This window comes from Bordetella sp. (genome assembly GCF_057362025.1).
The window spans coordinates 1-19,442 of sequence record NZ_JBMQQZ010000053.1 but is presented as its reverse complement, the minus strand read 5'-3'; the positions used below and the strand labels follow the sequence as shown (position 1 = coordinate 19,442).

At 65.7% G+C, this 19,442-nt stretch carries 19 protein-coding genes; 16 read left to right on the top strand and 3 right to left on the bottom strand.

Features of this window, described 5'->3' with window-relative positions; genetic code table 11:
• Positions 1-43: 43 nt before the first annotated feature.
• From ACO1P8_RS10690 to ACO1P8_RS10670, 5 genes are read left to right on the top strand one after another with little or no spacing between them, the layout of a single operon-like run.
• Positions 44-1,642 carry an ABC transporter substrate-binding protein gene (locus tag ACO1P8_RS10690; protein ID WP_486295869.1) on the top strand — a complete coding sequence of 533 codons (1,599 nt, stop codon included), beginning with the start codon at positions 44-46 and terminating at the stop codon, positions 1,640-1,642.
• Positions 1,643-1,651: 9 nt separating this feature from the next.
• Positions 1,652-2,749 (top strand): ABC transporter permease, encoded by a 1,098-nt coding sequence (locus ACO1P8_RS10685; protein WP_486295868.1) that lies wholly within the window; start codon positions 1,652-1,654, stop codon positions 2,747-2,749.
• Positions 2,750-2,757: 8 nt separating this feature from the next.
• Positions 2,758-3,684 (top strand): ABC transporter permease, encoded by a 927-nt coding sequence (locus tag ACO1P8_RS10680; protein WP_486295867.1) that lies wholly within the window; start codon positions 2,758-2,760, stop codon positions 3,682-3,684.
• Positions 3,677-4,543 carry an ABC transporter ATP-binding protein gene (locus tag ACO1P8_RS10675; RefSeq protein ID WP_486295866.1) on the top strand — a complete coding sequence of 289 codons (867 nt, stop codon included), beginning with the start codon at positions 3,677-3,679 and terminating at the stop codon, positions 4,541-4,543. The genes ACO1P8_RS10680 and ACO1P8_RS10675 overlap by 8 nt, the downstream gene beginning before the upstream one ends.
• On the top strand, positions 4,540-5,328 hold the full coding sequence (locus tag ACO1P8_RS10670) for an ABC transporter ATP-binding protein (protein WP_486295865.1): 789 nt from the start codon (positions 4,540-4,542) through the stop codon (positions 5,326-5,328). The genes ACO1P8_RS10675 and ACO1P8_RS10670 overlap by 4 nt, the downstream gene beginning before the upstream one ends.
• A 75-nt stretch (positions 5,329-5,403) precedes the next feature.
• Here ACO1P8_RS10670 and ACO1P8_RS10665 read toward each other — a convergent pair whose 3' ends face one another.
• The gene (locus ACO1P8_RS10665; RefSeq protein ID WP_486295864.1) at positions 5,404-6,342 is read right to left on the bottom strand and encodes a LysR family transcriptional regulator; all 939 of its coding nucleotides are present in this window, start codon (positions 6,340-6,342) and stop codon (positions 5,404-5,406) included.
• Positions 6,343-6,630: 288 nt separating this feature from the next.
• Between ACO1P8_RS10665 and ACO1P8_RS10660 the strand changes: the two genes are divergently transcribed.
• From ACO1P8_RS10660 to ACO1P8_RS10640, 5 genes are all read left to right on the top strand, one after another.
• Positions 6,631-7,419 carry a hydroxypyruvate isomerase family protein gene (locus ACO1P8_RS10660; RefSeq protein ID WP_486295863.1) on the top strand — a complete coding sequence of 263 codons (789 nt, stop codon included), beginning with the start codon at positions 6,631-6,633 and terminating at the stop codon, positions 7,417-7,419.
• A gap of 34 nt (positions 7,420-7,453) precedes the next feature.
• Positions 7,454-8,764 (top strand): Rieske 2Fe-2S domain-containing protein, encoded by a 1,311-nt coding sequence (locus tag ACO1P8_RS10655; protein ID WP_486295862.1) that lies wholly within the window; start codon positions 7,454-7,456, stop codon positions 8,762-8,764.
• 65 nt (positions 8,765-8,829) lie between these two features.
• A complete protein-coding gene (locus ACO1P8_RS10650) occupies positions 8,830-9,798 on the top strand; it encodes a tripartite tricarboxylate transporter substrate binding protein (protein WP_486295861.1) in 969 nt (322 codons plus the stop codon).
• A 28-nt stretch (positions 9,799-9,826) separates the two neighbouring features.
• Positions 9,827-10,777, top strand: coding sequence for a PDR/VanB family oxidoreductase (locus ACO1P8_RS10645; RefSeq protein WP_486295860.1), 951 nt, complete (start codon positions 9,827-9,829; stop codon positions 10,775-10,777).
• A 94-nt stretch (positions 10,778-10,871) separates the two neighbouring features.
• On the top strand, positions 10,872-11,948 hold the full coding sequence (locus ACO1P8_RS10640) for a tartrate dehydrogenase (protein WP_486295859.1): 1,077 nt from the start codon (positions 10,872-10,874) through the stop codon (positions 11,946-11,948).
• Here the strand turns inward: ACO1P8_RS10640 and ACO1P8_RS10635 are convergent.
• Positions 11,945-12,841, bottom strand: coding sequence for a LysR family transcriptional regulator (locus tag ACO1P8_RS10635; protein WP_486295858.1), 897 nt, complete (start codon positions 12,839-12,841; stop codon positions 11,945-11,947). The two genes, ACO1P8_RS10640 and ACO1P8_RS10635, sit on opposite strands and share 4 nt — an antisense overlap.
• Positions 12,842-12,931: 90 nt before the next feature.
• Here ACO1P8_RS10635 and ACO1P8_RS10630 point away from each other — a divergent pair, with 90 nt between their 5' ends.
• Positions 12,932-13,801: a fumarylacetoacetate hydrolase family protein gene (locus tag ACO1P8_RS10630; RefSeq protein ID WP_486295857.1), complete on the top strand. Its 870-nt coding sequence runs from the start codon at positions 12,932-12,934 to the stop codon at positions 13,799-13,801.
• A gap of 51 nt (positions 13,802-13,852) precedes the next feature.
• Here ACO1P8_RS10630 and ACO1P8_RS10625 read toward each other — a convergent pair whose 3' ends face one another.
• Positions 13,853-14,764 (bottom strand): LysR family transcriptional regulator, encoded by a 912-nt coding sequence (locus ACO1P8_RS10625; protein ID WP_486295856.1) that lies wholly within the window; start codon positions 14,762-14,764, stop codon positions 13,853-13,855.
• A gap of 260 nt (positions 14,765-15,024) precedes the next feature.
• Here ACO1P8_RS10625 and ACO1P8_RS10620 point away from each other — a divergent pair, with 260 nt between their 5' ends.
• From ACO1P8_RS10620 to ACO1P8_RS10600, 5 genes are all read left to right on the top strand, one after another.
• Entirely contained in the window at positions 15,025-16,023 is a 999-nt protein-coding gene (locus ACO1P8_RS10620) for an ABC transporter substrate-binding protein (protein WP_486295855.1), read from the top strand.
• Positions 16,020-16,874, top strand: coding sequence for an ABC transporter permease (locus tag ACO1P8_RS10615; protein ID WP_486295854.1), 855 nt, complete (start codon positions 16,020-16,022; stop codon positions 16,872-16,874). Before ACO1P8_RS10620 ends, ACO1P8_RS10615 begins: the two co-directional genes overlap by 4 nt.
• Positions 16,871-17,722 (top strand): ABC transporter ATP-binding protein, encoded by an 852-nt coding sequence (locus ACO1P8_RS10610; RefSeq protein WP_486295853.1) that lies wholly within the window; start codon positions 16,871-16,873, stop codon positions 17,720-17,722. Before ACO1P8_RS10615 ends, ACO1P8_RS10610 begins: the two co-directional genes overlap by 4 nt.
• A complete protein-coding gene (locus tag ACO1P8_RS10605; RefSeq protein WP_486295852.1) occupies positions 17,719-18,519 on the top strand; it encodes an enoyl-CoA hydratase/isomerase family protein in 801 nt (266 codons plus the stop codon). Before ACO1P8_RS10610 ends, ACO1P8_RS10605 begins: the two co-directional genes overlap by 4 nt.
• A 4-nt stretch (positions 18,520-18,523) precedes the next feature.
• Positions 18,524-19,442, top strand: a 919-nt coding sequence (locus ACO1P8_RS10600; RefSeq protein ID WP_486295851.1) for a thiolase family protein, incomplete at its 3' end; no start/stop codon positions are given.

Below are 19,442 nucleotides of genomic sequence, written 5' to 3'. Positions count from 1 at the left end.
CGGCGGGAGGCACGCAAGCGGAACACGCATCAAGGGGATTTCCATGGCAAGAAAATTCGGGGCCGGCGCGCTCCTCTGGATACCGGTACTGCTGCTGTCCGCGGCCGCGCAGGCCGCGACGCCGAAGTCGGCGCTGGTGATGGCGTGGAATATCGACGCCATCAGCACCTTCGATCCCGCGCAGATCGGCGAGGTGGTCACCGGCGAGCTGATGGACAACATTTGCGACTCGCTGGCCCAGTTCGATCCCAAGGATGCGTCCAAAGTGATCCCGGCGTTCGCGCAGAGCTGGGACGTATCGCCCGATCGCATGCAGATTACCTTTCACCTGCGCAAGGGGGCCAGGTTTCCCTCCGGCAATATCGCCACGGCGCACGATGTGGAGCAGGGGATGCGCCGCGTCGTCAAGCTGGGCTTCGGCAATGCCGCCGCGTTGACCGAATACGGGTTCAGCAAGGACAACGTCGACCAGCGCATCGTCGCCACCGACGATGACACGCTGGTGCTGAAGCTGGACAAGCCGTATCCCACCACGCTGGTACTGCAGGCTATCGCGGCGAACCGCGTATCGGCGGTGCTGGACATGAAAACCATCATGTCCAAGGCCCAGAACAATGACATGGGCAACAAATTCCTTACCACCAACACGGCCTGCATCGGCCCCTACCGCCTGGTCAGCTGGCATGCCGGCGAATCGGTGGTGCTGCAGGCCAACGACGACTACTGGGGCCCCAAGCCCGCCTTGAAGCGGATACTTATCCGCCATGTGGCGGAGCCCGGCACGCAGCGCCTGCTGCTGGAGAAGGGCGACGTCGATGTGGCGCGCGACCTGGGTGCGGACGACCTGGCCGCGATGGAAAAATCCAATGACCTGTCCATCCGCAAGGTGCTCAAGCCGCAGCTGGTGCTCTGGACGTTCAATACCGCCGATCCCATCTTCGCCAATGAGAAGGTCCGCCTGGCCATGCGCTACCTGGTGGACTACGACGGCCTGGGCAAGACCGTCATGGCCTACATGGGGGTGCCGCGGGCCAGCTTCGTGCAACTGGGCGCCACCGGGGCGCTGGACGCCAAGGCCGGCGAGCCTTTCAAGCTGGACCTGGCCAAGGCCAAGCAGCTGCTGACCGAGGCCGGCTACCCGAACGGCTTCAAGGCCTCGGTCTTGATCGGCACGCTGCCCTATGCGTCGCCGATCGCCGAAAGCGTGCAGCAGAACGCGGCCAAGGTGGGTGTGACGCTGACGCTGGAACGCATGGCCAATAGCCAGTTGTTCAGCCGTATCCGCGGCCGCGAATATCAGACCGGCATGCAGGCGTGGCAAACCAGCGTCCCGGACGCCCACGGCAATGCCTCGCGCATGGTCTACAACCCCGACAACCGCGCCGAGGCCAAGCTTACCCAGTATCCGGTCTGGCGCACGTCGTGGCAGGACAAGGGCATGAATGCGGAGGTCCAGGCCGCATTGCTCGAAGGCGACCCCGCCAAGCGCAACGCCATGTATGCGCGGTTGCAGGAGGAGTGGATGCGGAAGGGACCGATCGCCGTCATGTTCCAGACCTATGACGTGGCCGGCGTACGCAAGGAGGTCCACAATTGGACCTGGAATGGCTTTCGCGTCTATTACGACAGCGCGTCGAAGTAAGGGGGGCGCATGACGACGGCAACGCCGCCACTCGCCGAACCGCAAGCCCCGCGGCAGCCGCGCCGCCCCGATCCCGTGCAGGCGCGCAATCGCCTGCTGGCGAAGGCCCGGGCCGCGGGCCGCACGGTGCTGTCGGTGTGCATCACGCTGCTGGGACTGGCCGCGCTGACGTTCTTCATCGGCCGGCTGTTGCCGCTGGATCCGGTCGTCGCGGTGCTGGGGGATAACGTCACCAAGGAAGCCTATGACGCGATGTACCACCAGCTCGGCCTGGACCAACCGCTGATCGTCCAGTTCGGCTCCTACCTGCACGGCATCCTGACGCTGGACCTGGGCACGTCGCTGACCACCGGCAAGCCCGTGCTGCAGGATATCGCGCGCGTGTTTCCCGCCACGCTGGAACTGGCCAGCGTGGCGGTCCTCATCGGGACCGGACTGGGCATTCCGGCCGGCGTCTTCTCGGCGATGTATCGCGATACCTGGTTGGACCACGCCGTGCGCGTCGTCGGGCTGCTGGGCCATTCGACGCCCAATTTCTGGCTGGGCCTGATGGGCCTGGTGCTGCTGTACGGCACGCTGGGCTGGATCGGCGGGCCGGGACGCATCGACCTCGCCTACGAATTCGACCTGGCGGACGGCACCGGCTTTTACCTGCTGGACGCGGCGCTGTCCGGCAGCTGGGACGTCTTCGCCAATGTGTTCGGCCACATCGTCCTGCCTGCCTCCATCCTGGGATTCAGCGCCATGGCGTATATCAGCCGCATGACCCGCAGCTTCATGATCGAGCAACTGGGCCAGGAGTACGTGGTCACGGCTCGCGCCAAGGGCCTGTCCTGGGCGCGCACCGTGTGGATACACGCTTTCCGCAATGTCGCCGTGCCGGTGGTCACCGTGGTCGCGCTGTCGTACGCCTTCCTGCTGGAAGGCGCCGTATTGATCGAAACGGTCTTCGCCTGGCCCGGCTTCGGGCGCTACCTGACCAATGCGCTGCTGGCCGGCGACATGAACGCCGTGGTCGGCTGCACCTTGTTGATCGGCCTGATATTCGTGGTCCTGAACCTTCTTTGCGATCTGTTGTACCGGATCGTCGACCCTAGAACGCGGTGAGGCCCGCCATGCACACCAAGACCGGCGGCACGCCGCCGCGCGCGCGATTCTCGGAATGGATACGGGCGCCGATCCCGCGATCGCCCTGGCATGCCCGCGTCCAGCAGGCATGGCTGCGGTGGCGCCGCCTGGCGGGCAATCCTCCCGCCATGACGGGCTTCTGCGTGATCGTGGCTTTCGTGCTGATCGCCATCCTGGCGCCGCTGCTGGCCACCCACGACATCTATGCGCAGAACCTGGCCGCGCGCCTGCAGGCGCCCTCGGCCCGGCATTGGCTGGGCACCGACGAGTTGGGCCGCGACGTATACAGCCGGCTGGTCTACGGCACCCGCATCACGCTGTACATCGTCGGCCTGACCGCGGTCATCGTCGCGCCCGTGGGCCTGCTGGCGGGGACCGTGGCGGGCTATTTCGGCGGCTGGGCCGATATCGTCATCATGCGCGCGGTCGACATTTTCCTGGCCTTCCCCAGCCTGATACTGGCGCTGGCCTTCGTCGCCGCGCTGGGACCGGGCATCGAAAACGCGGTCGTGGCGATTTCCCTGGCTTCCTGGCCGCCCATCGCGCGCCTGGCCCGCGCCGAAAGCCTGGCGATACGCAAGTCGGATTTCATCGCGGCGGTGCGGCTGCAGGGCGCATCGCCGGCGCGCATCATCCTGGGCCACGTCGTCCCCATGTGCCTGACATCCGTGGTGGTGCGGGTGACCCTGAACATGGCATCCATCATCCTGACCGCGGCGGGGCTGGGCTTCCTGGGCCTGGGGGCGCAGCCGCCCAGTCCGGAGTGGGGCGCCATGCTGTCGTCCGGACGCCAGTTTCTGATGACGGCATGGTGGATCGCCGCCGTCCCGGGCTGCGCCATCCTGCTGGCCGGGCTGGCGTTCAATCTGTTCGGCGACGGACTGCGCGACATGATGGATCCCCGCCATGGCTGACACGCTGCTGGAAGTCGAAGACCTGAACGTGCGCTTCGATGGCGCGCGCCACGGCCACCATGCCGTGCGCGGCGTCTCGTTCGCCATCGGACGCCAGAAGGTCGGCATCGTCGGCGAATCGGGCTCGGGAAAATCGCTGACGGGCCGTTCGATCATGAAACTTGCCCCCAAGGCCGCGCGGATCGAAGCCGGCAAGATCAACTTCGACGGCATCGATCTGCTGGCCGCCTCCGAAAGGCGCATGCGCACCATACGCGGCAACCGGATCTCGATGATCCTGCAGGACCCGAAGTTTTCCCTGAATCCCCTTATGCGGATCGGCCACCAGATCACCGAGGCGTACCGGTTGCATCACCGCGCCAGCGCCGCGCAGGCGCGCGTCAAGGCGCTGCAGATGCTGGAATCCGTGGATATCCGCGATCCGGAGCGCGTGTTCCGGCAGTATCCGCACGAGGTTTCCGGCGGCATGGGCCAGCGCGTCATGATCGCCATGATGCTGATCCCCGAACCCGACCTGATCGTCGCCGACGAACCGACATCGGCGCTGGACGCGACCGTGCAGCGGCAGGTGCTGCGCATCCTGGACGACCTGGTCGCGCGGCGGGGCGCGGGCCTGCTGTTCATCAGCCACGACTTGAACCTGGTGGCCGATTTCTGCGATCGCGTGCTGGTGATGTACGCCGGCCAGATCCTGGAGGACATTCCCGCCAGCGCGCTGCGCCACGCGCGGCATCCCTATACCCGGGCCTTGCTGGACTGCCTGCCGCGCCTGGACCGCAAGGTCGATACGCTGGCGACCGTGGCGCGGGACCCGGCCTGGCTGCTTCCGCTGCGGCCCGCCGGCGAGGGGCGCGCATGATGCGGCCGGGGGAACGCATCGTCGAGACGATAGGCCTGCGCGTGGCGTTCGGCGAAGGCGAGGACGCCAGGACGGTGGTGGACGACGTCTCGTTCCAGGTGCTGGCAGGGGAGTCCTTCGGCCTGATCGGCGAATCCGGTTGCGGCAAGTCCACGCTGCTGCGCGCCATCGCCGGCCTGAACGCCGATTACCACGGCTCTATCCTGCTGCGGGACAAGGAAGTGGGGCGCGCGCGCGACAAGGCGGTCTACCGCTGCACCCAGATGGTGTTCCAGGACCCCTACGCGAGCCTGCATCCGCGCAAGATGGTGCAGCAGGCGCTGCTGGAGCCCCTGGTTATCCATGGCATGGACCAGCGCCAGGCGCGCGTCGACGAGGCTTTGCTGGCGGTCGGGCTGGGACCGGCATTCCGCTACCGCTATCCGCACGAACTGTCGGGTGGCCAGCGCCAGCGCGTCGCCATCGCCCGCGCGCTGATCATCGAGCCGGAAATCCTGCTGCTGGACGAACCCACGTCGGCGCTGGACGTGTCCGTGCAGGCGGAAATCCTTAACCTGCTGAAGACGCTGCGCGCGCGGCGCGGCCTGACGTACATCATGGTCAGCCACAACCTTGCCGTCGTTGCCCACCTGTGCGATCGGGTTGCGGTGATGGACCGCGGCCGCCTGATCGAGGAAATGAGCGAGGACGATTTCCGCCATGGCCGCGCGCGCGAGCCGTATTCCCGCGCCTTGCTGAACGCGAATCTGCCATACCATGGCAAGGGCGCAGGCATGACGGCTTAGGGCCTGTTGACACCACAAGGAGCCCCGCGCCGGCTGAGTCCGGGGCGGCAGGCCAGGCGCGGATTTCGCAGGGAGTTATGCCGCGGCGCCGATCCAGTCCACCGGCTGGCGCCGCGCCAGGCTGGCGCCGATGGCTGACCAGAACCGCTCGACCACGGGCCGGCTGTTCGCCAGCGAACGATAGATACGGATCTCCGCGTCCAGCGTCCACGAGCCATCGCCCGCGGCGACCAGCGTGCCCGCGTCAAGCTCGGCCCGGATCAGGCTTTCCGCGATCCACGCCGCGCCGGCACCGGTCAAGGCCATGGCCTTCAGCCCGGCCCCCACGGCGTTCTGGTAGACCGTTTTCAGCGGCAGCGGGCGCTGCGCCAGCACCTCGCGCAACGCATTGCCCAGGAAGGCCGAGGGACCGTAGCTGAGATAGCGGATGGCCGGCCCGTCCTTGCGTATGGCATGCACCGGTTTGCCGTCGCGGTCCGGGACGCTCACGGGCAGGACTTTCTCGTAGCCCAGGCTATGGAAGGGGTAGCTTGCGGCATCCATGCCCAAGGGCACCAGGGGATGCGCGTAGGTAAGCAGGAAATCGCTTTCGCCGCTGGCCAGGCTGGCCACGTTATCGGCCATCGGGGTATGGGCGTCGTTGAGCCGCCAGCTGAAGCTGCCGCACGCGTCGCCCAGCGATTGCACCCAATGGGGGAAAAAGGTCAGGGACAGGGTGCTGAGCATGGAAAACGACAGCACATCTTCCACGACGGTTTCCTGGCGACCGACCTCCGCCCGCGTCGTCTGCAAAAGATGCAGCAATTCACGCGCGCGCGGCAACAGGTCTTCGCCGCTGCGGCTCAGCCGCACCGGCGTGACCGTGCGGTCGAACAGATTGACCCCGAGCCACTGTTCCAGTTGCTGGATGCGCCGGCTCAAGGCCGATTGGGTGACATGCCGCAGGCCCGCCGCACGCGAAAAACTCTGCGTCTCGGCCACGCTCAGAAAATCAGCCAGCCATTTCAATTCCATGCTGCGCCCTTGGAGAGCCCCGTCGAGCCGGAGGGTGGACGCCATGGCCCGCGGTGGGGCCACAGGACGTCCCGGAGCCGGGCCGCAGGGTTTCTTATCAGGTGATTATGAGCGACAACGCAGCCGTTGAACGCCAGGGTTAACCCGGGCCCGCGCGGGCGGTCCGAGGGCCATCTATAAGCTTTCCTCATTCAAGGATTGGGCGAATCGGATTGATCCGCCTGAGCGCCCTCCCTACAGTACCGCCTATTCCCCCATCACGAGGGGACGCGCAAGGAGGCCGCGACAATGCTGCGTTTCGATCCGAATCTTCGATGGATGTACACCGAGCTGCCCATGCTGGAACGGTACCGCGCCGCCGCGCGCGCAGGCTTCCAGGGTGTAGAGGTGGCCTTCCCCTACGAGTACCCCGCGCGCCAGATCGCCGGGTTGCTGGATGAAAACGGCTTGCGGCTGGTACAGGTGCTGACGCCATGCGACTGGGCCGCGGGCGAACGCGGCATCGCCGCCTTGCCCGGGCGCGAGGATGACTTCCGCCGCAGCGTGGAAACCGCCGTCGCCTACGCGATGCAGGTCGGCAAGCCCATGATCCACGCGATGGCCGGTAATGTCCCCCCCGGAACGGAGCACGAGCGTTGCCGCGAGACCTTCCTGCGCAACCTCGATTACGCGGCCCCCTTGCTGGAGCGTGAAGGATTGACCCTGATCCTGGAACCCTGTTGCCGCGCACGCTTCGCGGACTACTTCTACAGCCGTATCGAGCAAGGCGTGGCCCTGATAGAAGCGCTGGGCCGGCCCAATGTGAAGCTGTGCTTCGACACCTTCCATGTGCAGATGGAGGAGGGCAATCTCACCAATACGCTGAAGCAGGCGTGGCCGCACATCGGTCACATCCAGATCGGCAACGCCCCGGGGCGCCATGAGCCCGGTACGGGTGAGATCCATTTCCCTTTCTTCTTCGCGCAGCTGGAAGCGCTGGGGTGGGATCGCTGGGTCGGCTGCGAGTTCGAGCCATCCGGCCCCACGGACGACTGCCTGGAGTGGGGTGCCCCCTACGGTATCCGCCGTCCCGCCTGAATCCGATGTCAACCTTTCCGCCGATGGATCTCCCATGCTGACCGCCCCCGATAACGACCTGCTGACGCTCACCGGCCCGGACCAACCCATGGGCCAGTACTTCCGACGCTACTGGCAGCCTGTCGCGCTCTCGCGCGAACTGCCCGACCCCGACGGCCCGCCCGTGCGCGTGCAGGTCATGGGCGAAAAACTCCTGGCTTTTCGCGATACGCAAGGAAGGGTGGGACTGGTGGAACCCGTCTGCCCGCATCGCGGTGCCGACCTGTACTACGGGCGCAACGAGGACTGCGGCTTGCGCTGCGTATTCCATGGCTGGAAGTTCGGCGTGGATGGCAAGGCGGTAGACCTGCCCAATGTCGCGCCGGATTCCAACTACCACAAGACCATGGCAATCAAAGCCTATCCGACGCGCGAGTTCGGAGAAATCGTCTGGGCCTATATGGGGCCGCGCCCGGATGACGGACGGCTACCCGAGGTGCCGGTGCTGGAATTCGGTACCTTGCCGGCCAGCCGCCGCTATGTAACCAAGAAGCGGCAGGAATGCAATTGGGCGCAAGCCATGGAAGGCGCGCTGGATACGTCCCACTTCTCGTTTCTGCACATGCCGGCGCCGGGCGTGCCCTCCAATGAGAACGCCGACGCGCCGGCCGATGAACGACGGTTGGCGTGGATCCGGCGCGATCCCATGCCGAAATTCTCGATCCTGGATCACGATGTCGGTTTCGTGGTGGGCGGCGCGCGGCGCGCCGACGGGCAGGATATCTACTGGCGCACGGCCCAGTTCGCGCTGCCGTCGCACAGCACCACGCCGACGACACTGCCCGGCGAAAACTACTTCGGCTACACCTTCGTGCCGATCGACGACCACGCGTGCTGGATCTACACATACGTGTGGAATCCCGAACGCGACCTGACGCAGGAAGAGATCCACCAGCTCAAGAGTGGCCATGGCGTGGTGGCGGAAGTCGACGAACACTTCATTCCGCTGCGCAATTTATCCAACGGCTACCTGCTGGACCGGCAGGAGCAGAAGCACAAAACCTACACCGGTGTGCGCGGCGTAGCCGAGCAGGACGCGATGATCCAGGAAAGCCAGGGCCGCATCGCGGATCGCACGCGCGAACACCTGACCGCGACGGACGCCGCCATCGTGCGCTTTCGCCGCACCCTGATCGCTGGGGCGCGCGCGCTGGCGCAGGGTACCGAGCCGCAGGCGCCCTGGCGCCACCAGGCCTACCGGCTGAGATCCGGCAGCTGGATCGCGGCGCAAGGGCTGTCGTTCGAAGACATCATGCAGGAACGCTTCGGCAGCGTCACCGGCCACATCGACGAGGCCTGCGCCTGAAGCCGTCTACGCATTGCCGCGAACGCCCATAGAGGTGTCGCATCGTATTTACCCGAGGAGACAACATGAAAAACCCGATACGTGGTCTTTGCGCCGGCCTGGCGCTGGCCTTCAGCGCCTGTGCCGCCGCGGCCGGCTATCCCGACAAACCCATCCGGCTTATCGTGCCTTATGCGGCGGGCGGTTCGACCGACAGCACCGCGCGCCTGGTCGCCAAAGGATTAACGGAGCGCCTGGGCCAGCCGGTGATCGTCGAGAACCGGGCCGGTGCGGGCGGCATGATAGGCCAGGACCTTGTCGCGAAGGCGCCGACGGACGGCTACACACTGCTGTTCAGCGCGGCCGGGCCGCTGGTGGTGACGCCGCACGCGTATGCGAAGGTGCCCTATGACCCGGTACACGCTTTTACGCCGATCACGCTTGTCGCCAAGGCGCCGCTATTGCTGGTGGCCAACCCCAAGCTGGGCTTCAAGACCGTGCAGGACCTGATCGATGCGGCAAAGAAGAATCCGGGCAAGCTTACCTACGCATCCTTCGGGACCGGCAGCGCCGCGCACCTGGCGGGCGAGTTGTTCAAGTCCCTGGCCGGCATCGACATGGTCCATGTGCCGTACAAGGGCAGTGCCCCGGGACTGGTCGACGTCATCGGCGGCCAGGTCAATGTGATGTTCGATGTGCTGGTGTCCGCACTCCCGCAGGTGCAGGCGGGCAAGCTCGATGCCCTGGCGATTACGCTGACCCAGCGTTCGCAGCTCGTTCCCAACGTGCCCACCATGCAGGAAGCCGGCGTAAAGGGATTCGAGGCGGGTACATGGTTCGGCCTGCTGGGTCCGGCCGGTATGCCCGCCGATGTCGTGGCGCGGCTGGCGCACGCGACCGACCAGGTGCTGGCCGACACGGCATTGCAAAAGGAACTGGTGGCGCAAGGCGCCGAGGTGGCCGGGGGATCCTCCGACGATTTCCGGAAGTTCTTCCTGTCCGAGTACGACAAATGGGGGCGTGTCGCGCGCGCCGCCGGCATCAAGGCCGGTTGATCCCGCAGCAATCATTACCGCGACCGGCATGATCATGGAATCCCGATTGAAGCTTCGCATCCGCGCGATCGCGCAGGAAGCGTCTGGCATACACAGCTATGAACTCGTGGACGATGGGGGCGGGACGCTGCCACCCTTCGGCGCGGGGGCGCACGTGACGCTGCATCTGCCGTGCGGCCTGTCCCGCAGCTATTCGCTGACCAATTGCCCGGCGGAGCGCCATCGCTACGTGATCGCCGTGAACCGGGATACGCACAGCCGGGGCGGCTCGCGCTATCTGCATGAAGCGGCGCGCGTCGGGCAGACACTGCAGGCCGATCCCCCGCGCAACCTGTTCGAGCTGGTCGAAGAAGCGCCGGAGTCCGTTTTCATCGCCGGAGGCATCGGCATCACGCCCATACGCTGCATGATCCGCCGCCTGGAGACGCTGGGCCGGCGCTGGCGGCTGCACTACTGCGCCCGGCATCCGGACGCGGCCGCCTACGTGGACGAACTGCGCGAAGACCCCCGCGTGCAACTGTATTTCGATGCGGGCGAGGCGCCGCGGCGGCTGGATATCGTGGAGGTCCTGGCGCAAATGCCGGCCGATGCGCACGTCTATTGCTGCGGGCCGGGCGGGATGCTGCGGGCATTCCGCGAACACGCCACCGCGCTGGCGCCGGGGCGGGCGCACGCCGAACAGTTCGCGCCGGATGAGGCACCGGCCGCGGCGGGCGGCTACTCGGTCCGCCTGGCGCGTACGGGCCGTACGGTGCCGGTCCTGCCTGGCCAAAGCATTCTCCAGGCCTTGCTGGAGGCGGGCGAGCAGCCGCCCCACGCCTGCTGCCAGGGTGTGTGCGGCAGTTGCGAAACCGCCGTGCTGGCCGGCCGTCCCGATCACCGCGACCAGGTCCTGAGCGACACCGAGAAGGCCGCGGGCGCGAGCATGATGATTTGCTGCTCCGGGAGCCTGGACCCGGAGCTGGTTCTCGATCTCTAGCACCTCCCGCGCGGAGGCTTTCATATCCCCCGGGGCGGCCGAGTGCCGCCGCGGGCCAGGACGCCACTCGACACACGAAGGAAGAATAGCCACCATGAAGGCGCATCGCATCGCGGTCATCGCCGGTGACGGCATCGGACAGGAAGTCATGCCCCCCGGCGTACGCGCCGTACAGGCCGCCGCGCGGCGGCACGGTATCGAACTGTCGTTCGATGTCCACGACTGGGGCTGCCACCAGTACGAACGCATCGGCACGTGGATGCCGTCGGACTGGAAGGCCCGGCTGGCCGGTTGCGACGCCATTTACTTCGGCGCCTGCGGATGGCCGGCGACGGTGCCGGACCATGTGTCGCTGTGGGAATCCCTGCTGCAGTTCCGGCGCGAGTACGACCAGTACGTCAACCTGCGGCCCGTGCGCCTGATGCCGGGCGTGCCTTGCCCGCTTGCCGGACGGCAGCCCGGCGAGATCGACTACTGGGTCGTGCGGGAGAACACAGAGGGCGAATACTCATCGGTGGGCGGCCGCCTGTTCCCGGGCACGGAAAGGGAGATGGCCTGCCAGCAGTCGACCTTTACCCGCAAGGGCGTGGATCGCGTCATGCGCTTTGCGTTCGACTTCGCGCGCGCCAGGCCGCGCCGCCGGCTGGCATCGGCCACCAAGTCCAACGGGATTGCCATCACCATGCCGTTCTGGGACGAGCGATTCGCGGCGATGGCGGCACGGTATCCGGACATCGCCACCGAGCAGTATCACGTCGACGCCATGACCATCAAAATGGTGCTCGATCCGGCCCGCTTCGACGTCATCGTCGCGTCCAACCTGTTCGGGGATATCCTTTCCGATCTGGGGCCTGCCACCGCCGGCACCATCGGCATCGCGCCGTCCGCGAATATCGACCCCGAACGCCGCTTCCCTTCGCTGTTCGAGCCGGTGCACGGATCGGCGCCGGACATCAGCGGCAAGGGCGTTGCCAACCCGATAGGCCAGATCTGGGCCGGCGCGATGATGTTGGAGCACCTGGGGCACGCCCTTGCCCCCGCCGATTTGCTGCGCGCCATCGAACGGGTACTGCGCGATGGGCCGCACACGCCCGACCTGGGAGGAAAGGCGTCGACCCAGGACGTGGGTGCGGCCGTTTGCGACGCCCTGGCCCAGGGGGCCGATGCCTAGCGAGCCTGGGACATGAATTCATGCATGAAGTCCATCAGGCTGGTCGCGGCCGGCGACAGGTTGCGACTGCGCTTGGTGAACAGCGACACCTGCCGATGGATGACCGGATCGCGCACCGGCACGCCCGCGAGTCCATACGCGGTAAGCAGCGGCGTCGAATACGAAGGCAGGGCTGTCAGGCCGTGACCCCACTTGACCATGCCCAGCGCGGTCGTCAGATAGGAAACCGAATGACGCGGATTCAGGGTCAGCGACTTGGACCACGCCAGCAGGTCGGCCTGCAGCCGCACGGTGAAGTCCAGCGGCAGGCTGATGAAGGGATGGGCCAGGGCCTGGGTCCAGGTCACGCGCTTGCGCCCGGTGAAGGGGTGGTCGCTGGGGCAAATAAGCTGGATGCGGTCCTGGAACAGGCGTTCCTGGACCAGACCGGTTGGCGTCGGCCGTTGCGGCGCTATCCCGAAATCGGCTTCATCGGCCGCCACGCGGCTCAGGACCTGTTCGTTGGGCAGGTCCAGCATCCGCACCGTGATGGCGGGATAGCGTTGCCCGAAGGCGGCCAGGATCTGCGGCATCAGGGCCTGTCCATACAGCAAGGTGCACGCCACCACGACGCTGCCGCGCTGCCGTTCGTGCAGTTGCAAGGTACTGCTGACGGCGGTATCCAGATCGTCCACCACCTTAACCGCCAGCGGATAGAACTCCGCGCCCATGGTGGACAGCTGCATGCGGCGGCTGTTGCGGTCCAGCAGCCGGAAACCCAGCTCGCTTTCCAGGTCCCGCAAAAGCAGGCTGAGCGCGGACTGTGTGACATACAGGCGCTTGGAAGCCTCGGTGAAGCTGCCGGCGTTGACCACATTGATAAAGGCCCGCAACTGCTTGATGGTGATGTTCATGGGTAAGGCAGCTCCGTCTGTACGGCAGGTCATTGCATTCGATACCCGGCGTGCCTGCAAGCATGCCATTAATTCCACAAGGAGCAAGACGTGAAACTACTGAGCTACATGCATGAAGGACAAGCGGGTTGGGGCATTCTCGACGACCGCGGGCAGGTCGTGGACGGCATGGCGCTGACCGACGGCATGTATCCGACCTTGAAGTCCTTGCTGGCCGCGGGCGACGCCGCGCAGGCGCTGCCTCGCGCCGGTACCGGAGGGCCGCGCCTATCCATGGAGGGCCTGCACCTGCTGCCGGTGATCCCCGATCCAGGGAAGATCCTGTGCGTCGGCCTGAACTACGAAGACCATCGGCGCGAAACCAACCGGGCGCCGACCGGCGAGCCGACCTTGTTCCTGCGCGTGGCCGGTTCGCAAATCGGTCATGGGCAGGCCATCGTCGTGCCGCGCGCCTCGCGGCAGGTGGACTACGAGGGCGAGATCGCCATCGTGATCGGCCGTTCCGGCCGCCACATACCGCCGGCGCGGGCCTGGGACCACATCGCGGGCTATGCGCCGTACAACGATGTTTCCGTACGGGATTGGCAGCAGCACACCACCCAGTGGACGCCGGGCAAGAACTTCGATGCCACCGGCGCCTTCGGGCCATGGATGACAACCCGCGATGAGATCGCCGACGGCGCGGAACTCAGCCTGACCACCCGGCTGAATGGACAGGTCATGCAGCACGCGACTACCGCGCAGCTGATCTTCGATATCCCGCGTCTGGTGCACTATGCGTCAAGCTTTGCCACCCTGGAACCGGGCGACGTCATCGTTACCGGAACGCCGGGCGGCGTCGGCTTCAAGCGCAACCCGCCCGTCTTCCTGAGTGCCGGAGACGTGGTGGAAGTGGAGATTGCGGGCGTCAGCTGCCTGTCGAACACGGTGCGCGACGAGGAGCCAGTCGCCCGGGCGTGAGCCGGCACCCCATGCGGGCGGACGGGCGCGCGCGCGGGCCGAAGGCCCGCCTCAGCGCAGCGCGCGATCGTCGCTATTGAGGCGTTCCGAGAAGAAATCCAGGAACGCGCGGATCTTTTTCGGCATGCCTTTGCGGCTCAACACCATGGCGGTCGCGTGCATGGAGGGGCTTTCCCAGTTTTCGAGCACGCGCCGCAGCCGGCCGGCGCGCAAATCGTTCCCGCACATCAGATTGGGCAGCATGCACATGCCGACATGGCCAATGGCCATCTCGCGCGCAATCGAAATATTGTTGACCACCACCTTCCCATGGATGGTGGCGAAGCGGTGGGTCGCTTCGTTGCGCAGCGTCCAGATCCCGTCCAGGCGCTGCTGCACCGTGATAATGCAGTCGTGGCGGTGCAGATCGTCGACCGCCAGCGGTACGCCGCGTCGCGCCAGGTACTCCGGGCTGGCATAAACCCCGCGGGTCAGCGTGGCCAGCCGCCGGTAGATCAGGTCCGTATCCTTGATCGGACCGAGCTGTATGGTCAGGTCATAGGGTTCTTCACGCAGGTCGACGGTGCGGCTGTTGACGTCCACTTCCAGTTCGATTTCCGGATAGGCCTGGACGAATTCGGCCAGTGCCCGGCCTATCCACGACATCCCGAAGTCGATCGGAATGCTGACGCGCAGGACCCCGCGCATCTCGCTTTGCAGCGTCAGGGAGTCGTTGCGCGCCTGCTCCACTTCGTCGACCACCCGGCGGCAATGCTCGTAAAACCGCGCGCCGATTTCGGTGGTCGTCAGTTTGCGCGGCCCTTTCTTCAACAAGGCCGTGCCGACGTGGCGTTCCAGTTCGCTCAGCTTGCGGCTGATCGACGATTTGGGGAGGCCCAGCTCCGCGGCCGCGCGCGAAATACTCTGCGCGTTCACCACTTCGTAGAAAAGACGCAGCGAGTTGAGATCGAGTCTTTCTGCCATATCCCGAGAAGTGGAAACGATGCCAGACAGAGGAGGCCGGACGGTAGGAGCGGGGAATGTCCGCGAAACAGCCCGGGCCGGTAACGGTGCTGCGTGGATGAGACCACATCTGACGCGCCGCCAGCGTTCCACGGCTGGAACGCCCGTCCCGATTTCGCGGCTATCCCCGACCGCGAGCCTATCCTACCATTCACTGACTCACCGGGCGCCGACGGCCACGCCAGCGATCGCGGCGGGACAAAAATATAACGGAGACAAGCATGAACGGACGTGCACTATCGCGCCGGGCGCTGCTGCGGACCGCGTCGGCCCTGGGGCCGGCTGCCATCCTCGGCGTGGGGTCTTTGATCAGTCCCGCGCGCGCCCAGGCGCCCCTCAAATGGGCCAATTTGACCCCGGGTTTCACGACGTTGCTGACCGACTATATAACGGTAAAGCAGCTGGGCAAGGCCAACGGCCTGGCCTTGGCCGAACCCACCTCGTATACCGCGGTCAGCACGTACTACAACGACTTTGTCGCGGGAAATTACGACGTGTGCATAGGCAGCTGGGATACGTTCGCCGCCCGCTACCTGGCCGGCGTGCCGCTGCAGTACGTCTGTTCCGTCACGACGGGCAACATGATCAATATCGTGACCCGCGCGCAGGCGGTGCGCGGGCTGCAGGACCTGCGTGGAAGAACCGTTGCGGCGCCGCAATCGACGGGCACATACAGGATGATGCGGGCCGTCATGCAGGAAATCGACGGTATCGATCTGGAGAAAGTGGCGACGGTCCAGAACGTCGACAATCCCGCGGCGTCCGTCACCCTGGTCATGGCGAACCGCGCCGATGCGGGCCTGTCGTGGGAACCCAATGTGTCGGCGGGGCTTCAGCGCGTGCCTGATATGCGAGTGCTCTATAGCGCCGGCGAGGCGTTCCGCCGGAAGTTGCACCTGGATCTGCCTTACTTCGGCGTGGCCGTTCGCAAGGACGCGATCGCCCGCGATCCGGGGTTGGTCGAACGCCTGAACCGCGCTTTCCAGCAAAGCATCCAGGGCATTACCACGCAGACGGACGAGGCGGTCAAGATCGCGGGCGGCAACTCCGGCGCGTCGCCGGAAGTCCTGAAGACCGCCATCGATTCGAGACGGCTGGAGTTCAAGCACACCTCCATGCAAACCGAAGAGGGGCGTCGTTCGATACTCGTCGCCAATGAATTCCTCAAGCGCAGCGGCGCCTTGCCCGCGATGGTCGATAAGGAGTTCTTCGCATCATGAACCAGGTCGACATTCCCGCCGGGCAACGCGTGAAGCCCATCGCCCGTCCCGCATCCATGGCAACCCGCGCGTCAACCCCAACCCCCAGGCCGGAGAAGCGCGACCGGCGCGATCTGAAAGCCTTGATCTGCGTCGTCGTGCTGCTGTTGGCCGCGATGGAGGTGGCAAGTCGTTACGTGCCGGACTACATCATGCCGTCGCCCGAGGCGATCGCCAAGGCGCTGGCCGGACTTTTGGGCTCGGATCTGATCCACGTGGCGATCACGCTGGCGCGCCTGGCCGCCGCGATCGTCTTCTCCGCGCTGGCGGGCGTGATCGTCGGGCTGTTGATGGGAACGTCCAGGCATGTCGGGCCCTACCTGAAGGCGGTCGTCATTATCGATACGGGGATACCGGCGCTGTCGTGGATGCTGCTTGCCGTGTTCTGGTTCAAGGATCCCGAGGCGCGCATATTTTTCATCCTGGCGGTCATCCTGCTGCCGTTCTATGCCTTGAACGTCTACGAGGGCGTGAGGGCGCTTTCGACGGAATGGGTCGACATGCTGGAAAGTTTCCGTCCCTCGCGGTGGCAGATGCTGCGCTTCCTGGTGGCGCCGCACATCATTCCGTATATTTTCCTGACCACGAAATCGGTGATCGGATACGCCATCCGCATGGTGATCTTCGCCGAACTCGTGGCTTCGGCCGTCGGCATAGGCTCGCGCATGAGCTTTGCGCAGTCCACCTTTCGCATCGACCAGGTGATGGCGTGGACCTTCCTGCTCGTGATGTTGAACCTGCTGTTCCAATGGCTGGCCGGGTGCGCGGAGCGCCGCTTCCTGGGCTGGCGCAAAGAGGTGCAGGTGCGATGATGAACGATACCCGGAACACAATCATCGCCCTGCGGGACGTCGTCAAGCGCTTCGGCAGCCATACCGCCATCGATCACCTGACGATGGATGTACGCGAGGGCGAAACGGTGGCCTTGCTGGGCCAGACGGGCGCCGGCAAGAGCACGGTCATGTCGCTGTTGATGGGAACCGCCACGGCCGATGCGGGATCGGTGCATGTGGCTGGCGTGGACCCGGCGCTGGACTTCAAGGCCTTGCGCGGAAAATTGGCCGTGAGCTTCCAGACGGACCGGCTGCTGCCGTGGCGCACGGCACAAGAGAACGTCGAACTGGGGCTGCTGCTGCTGGATGTGCCGAAGAACCAGGCACGGCAGCGGGCGAGGGAATGGCTGGCGCGTGTCAAGCTGCAGGACGCCTGCGAAAAGTATCCCGTCGAGCTCTCGGGGGGAATGCGTCAGCGGGTGTCGCTGGCGCGGGCGCTGGCGGTGGATCCCGCCCTGGTCCTGTTGGATGAATCCTTCAGCCAGCTCGACCACGTGACGTCGCAAACGCTGCGCCGCGATTTCGCGGAGATCATCAGGGAACAGCGCAAGACCTGCGTCTTCGTGACCCACCGCATCGAGGATGCCCTGGAAATCGCCGACCGCGTGCTGGTCCTGGCGGCGCCCGCGCGGGTTTGCCTGGAACTCTCCATCGATGCCGCGCAGCGGGCGATCCCGGCGTGCATGGCCGACATGCACGCAAGAATCGAATACGCCATCGGCGGCCACGTTGCGCCGGGGCAGCCCGCGCCCGCGCGCGCTACCGAATCCGTGCACGAAGCCCCGGGCACTGAATCCGTCAGCACTGAAACAGCGAGTATCCGATGAACATGCACACCGAAGACCTCATTGTCGAGCACGTCGAGGGTTGGTTGGAAATCACCCTCAATCGCCCCGAGAAGATGAACTCCCTGCGCGAACAGACGGCGCAGGAAATCATGGACGTACTTAACGAAGCCGAGTCGGCGCGCGGGATCGCCGCGGTGATCGTGAAGGGCAGCGACAAGGCGTTCTGCACCGGCATCGACACCAGCGAGTTCACCATTGCCGACAACGAGTATTTCGACTTCTACCGCAAGCGGCGGCGGCTGCGCAAGGTCAACCGGCTGTTCCGCGAGTTGCCCACGTACTCCAAGCCCATTATCAGCGTCGTCGAAGGCTATGCCCTGGGCGGCGGCCTGGAGCTTGCCTTGGTGGGGGACCTTGTCGTGGCGGGGGCCAATGCCAAATTCGGCCTGCCGGAGATCCGCCTGGGCCTGATGCCGGGAGGCGGCGGCACGCAGACCTTGCCGCGCCTGGTCGGGCCCGCGCTGGCCAAGGAGCTGATGTGGACCGGCAGGCGCCTGAGCGCCGCCGAAGCGCGCGAGTACCGCCTGGTCAACCATATGACGGAGGCGGGCCAGGCGCTGGACAAGGCCCGTGAGCTGGCGCGCGCGATAGGCGGCAATGCGCCTTTGTCGGTGATGTTCACGAAGGCCATGATCGACCGTGGCATGGACCTGCCGCTGGCCGAGGGCATGGCAGCGGAGGGCGACGTGTCCTTCATGCTGTATTTCACGCGCGATCGGGCGGAAGGCCTGTCGGCCTTCCGCGAGAAAAGAGCGCCGGATTTCCGAGGAGAGTGAAAGCATGAAGAAAAGGGATATGGTGATCGCCGGCTACGCGGAAACGCCGGTCGGGTTCAAGACGGGACGCAGCGCCTACGACCTGGCCGGCGAGGCACTGGACCAGCTGCTGGAACGCACGGGCATCGACAAGAATGAGATCGACGGGCTGTCCGTCACTACCGCCTTGTCCGAAGCCCAGAACCCGTTCTTTGCCGTCTATATGACCGAAGCGCTGGGCCTGACGCCGACGTGGCTGAACTATGGCGGCATGGGCGGCTGCTCCGCGACCGGGGGCGTGGCGCGGGCGATGTCGGCGATTCGCGACGGCATGTGCACCCTGGCCGTCGTCATGTCGGCCGACGCGCCCAGCAGCGACTGGCGCTCGAATTACGGCGCGTACCGCGGCGAATTCCAGGATCCCCCCGGCGTCCAGGGGCCGCCGGCCAGCTTCGGCCTGCTGATGAGCCGCTACATTCATCAGTATGGCCTGGATCCCCAGGCGCTGGGCAAGATCGCCGTGACGCAGCGCGCCCATGCGCTGCACAATCCGAACGCGCTGAAGAAGTTCCAGAAGCCGCTGTCCATGGAGGAATACCTGCAGTCGCGCGTGATCTCCGATCCGCTGCGGGTACTGGACAGCGTGATGTTCTGCGATGGCGCCAACGCGTTCATCGTGACCAGCGCGGCGAACGCCAGGCGGCTCGGTCTAAGGAACATGGTGTATCCGGTGGCGTACGGTGAAGTCACGAACTTCAACGGCGCCGACCCGGTGGCCGACATCACCCAGACCGGCTTCGGCAGGATCGGCCCGGAAGTGCTGCGCAGGGCGGAACTCGCGCCCAAGGATGTGCGGATGTTCCAGCCGTACGACGACTTCACCATCGCCGTCATGATGCAGTTCGAGGCCTTCGGCTTCTGCGAACGCGGCGAAGGCGCTGCCT

Bases quoted from the DNA above. Each gene is read 5' to 3' on its own strand.
- ACO1P8_RS10690 (WP_486295869.1), top strand. From the start codon at position 44: ATGGCAAGAAAATTCGGGGCCGGCGCGCTCCTCTGGATACCGGTACTG.
- ACO1P8_RS10685 (WP_486295868.1), top strand. From the start codon at position 1,652: ATGACGACGGCAACGCCGCCACTCGCCGAACCGCAAGCCCCGCGGCAG.
- ACO1P8_RS10680 (WP_486295867.1), top strand. From the start codon at position 2,758: ATGCACACCAAGACCGGCGGCACGCCGCCGCGCGCGCGATTCTCGGAA.
- ACO1P8_RS10675 (WP_486295866.1), top strand. From the start codon at position 3,677: ATGGCTGACACGCTGCTGGAAGTCGAAGACCTGAACGTGCGCTTCGAT.
- ACO1P8_RS10670 (WP_486295865.1), top strand. From the start codon at position 4,540: ATGATGCGGCCGGGGGAACGCATCGTCGAGACGATAGGCCTGCGCGTG.
- ACO1P8_RS10665 (WP_486295864.1), bottom strand. From the start codon at position 6,342: ATGGAATTGAAATGGCTGGCTGATTTTCTGAGCGTGGCCGAGACGCAG.
- ACO1P8_RS10660 (WP_486295863.1), top strand. From the start codon at position 6,631: ATGCTGCGTTTCGATCCGAATCTTCGATGGATGTACACCGAGCTGCCC.
- ACO1P8_RS10655 (WP_486295862.1), top strand. From the start codon at position 7,454: ATGCTGACCGCCCCCGATAACGACCTGCTGACGCTCACCGGCCCGGAC.
- ACO1P8_RS10650 (WP_486295861.1), top strand. From the start codon at position 8,830: ATGAAAAACCCGATACGTGGTCTTTGCGCCGGCCTGGCGCTGGCCTTC.
- ACO1P8_RS10645 (WP_486295860.1), top strand. From the start codon at position 9,827: ATGATCATGGAATCCCGATTGAAGCTTCGCATCCGCGCGATCGCGCAG.
- ACO1P8_RS10640 (WP_486295859.1), top strand. From the start codon at position 10,872: ATGAAGGCGCATCGCATCGCGGTCATCGCCGGTGACGGCATCGGACAG.
- ACO1P8_RS10635 (WP_486295858.1), bottom strand. From the start codon at position 12,841: ATGAACATCACCATCAAGCAGTTGCGGGCCTTTATCAATGTGGTCAAC.
- ACO1P8_RS10625 (WP_486295856.1), bottom strand. From the start codon at position 14,764: ATGGCAGAAAGACTCGATCTCAACTCGCTGCGTCTTTTCTACGAAGTG.
- ACO1P8_RS10620 (WP_486295855.1), top strand. From the start codon at position 15,025: ATGAACGGACGTGCACTATCGCGCCGGGCGCTGCTGCGGACCGCGTCG.
- ACO1P8_RS10615 (WP_486295854.1), top strand. From the start codon at position 16,020: ATGAACCAGGTCGACATTCCCGCCGGGCAACGCGTGAAGCCCATCGCC.
- ACO1P8_RS10610 (WP_486295853.1), top strand. From the start codon at position 16,871: ATGATGAACGATACCCGGAACACAATCATCGCCCTGCGGGACGTCGTC.
- ACO1P8_RS10605 (WP_486295852.1), top strand. From the start codon at position 17,719: ATGAACATGCACACCGAAGACCTCATTGTCGAGCACGTCGAGGGTTGG.